At 65.7% G+C, this 1,349-nt stretch carries 1 protein-coding gene and 1 pseudogene; one reads left to right on the top strand and one right to left on the bottom strand.

The genetic code is table 11. The features are described from left to right. Nucleotides 1-441: pseudogene (locus EN742_RS35155) on the bottom strand (flagellar biosynthetic protein FliO); the annotation flags it as partial. A 218-nt stretch (nucleotides 442-659) separates the two neighbouring features. Between EN742_RS35155 and EN742_RS35150 the strand changes: the two are divergent. After that, nucleotides 660-1,349, top strand: a 690-nt coding sequence (locus tag EN742_RS35150) for a PAS domain-containing protein (protein WP_128333893.1), incomplete at its 3' end; no start/stop codon positions are given.

Here is a 1,349-nt window from a genome sequence, read left to right as displayed (position 1 = left end):
GGCAGGGAGCGGCGTGGCGCTTGCCGGCTGCTGCTGGGGTGGCGCCTGCCTTGCAGGCGCGGGTGCCGGCTGGGTGGGGCGCGGCCGCGGCGCCTGGGCCTGCTGCTGGCCGCTGTCTCCGGTCAATGCCGGGCGGCGCGGTGCTGCAAGCCTGATGTCGCGCTCGACGACGACGTCGGTCGGGCCGCCGATCAGGATGAGGTGTTCAATGTCGTCGCGGCGCACCAGCACCAACCGGCGGTGACTGTCGACCGCCGTGGCGTCCATGACGGCCAGCCTGGTCTTGCGGTTGCGGCCGCCGGCGACGAATGTCCCGAACGTCAGGCTGCGCACCAGCTTGATGATGAGGAGAACGACCACCAGCAGAACGAGCGCGGCAAACGTCCACAGGATTGCGGCGACATAACCAGGACCCGCCACGCTATCCAGCCACTGCAGCATCGGTGCACCGCCCTTTTTTGAGGTGACGCGACACTAAACCGTGCGGACCAGCCGCCGCAAGTTGGCATCACGCTTCGTGAACAGTTTGAAACACGAATCCATTGCCCGGCGCCATTTTTATCTGACATTTGCCGCCGGGGCCTTTTCCGCTACAGGAGAATGTGATTCAACCGGCCGTCCGCGGGGTGTCGGGCACCGGAATCACGAGCAGGGGGCACATGGCCAAGGAAACGCGCGGCGATTTCTATCCGGTACCGATCGTCGACCAGAACACGCGTCCGGGTGCCGTGACCCGGCTCATCATCTTCATCGTTGTCCTGACCGGTGCGGCGATCGTTTTCGGGCTTTTCCGCGAGCGCCTCGGCGATCCCTTCCTGCTCGGCATGCTCGGCGTGCTGGCGATGATCGGCGTCGGCTTCCTGTTTGCCACCGCTATCGGCTTCGTTCAGGTCGCGCCGCGCTCGACCAGCGACGAACTGTCCAAAGCCTTTGTCGATTCGATGTCGCAAGGCCTGCTGGTCACGGATACCAAGGCCCGTATCATCTACGCCAACCGTGCCTATGCCGATATGACGGGCGCTTCGTCGGCGGCCGACCTCAAGACGGTCGAAGGGCTGCTGTCGGACGTTCCAGAGGCCTCCATGACCATCTACCGGCTGGCATCGGGCCTGCGCGACGGCCAGGCGGGCGATGGCGAGTTCAGGCTTGCGCAATCCATCCGCCCCGGCGCGGAGCCCGGTGCGCACTGGTACCGCACCCGCGCACGCGCTTTCAATGTGCCGGGCCAGCGGCTGCCGATGCTTGCCTGGCAGCTTGCCGATATCTCGCAAGAGCGGGCCGAGCAGGAGCGTTTCTTCCTCGACCTGCAAAAGGCGATCGACCATCTCGACCATGCGCCGGCCGGTTTC

Source organism: Mesorhizobium sp. M4A.F.Ca.ET.020.02.1.1, from assembly GCF_004022645.1.
Lineage (GTDB): Bacteria > Pseudomonadota > Alphaproteobacteria > Rhizobiales > Rhizobiaceae > Mesorhizobium.
Note: the sequence above shows the minus strand (reverse complement) of the source record. Positions and strands in the feature narration are given on the sequence as shown.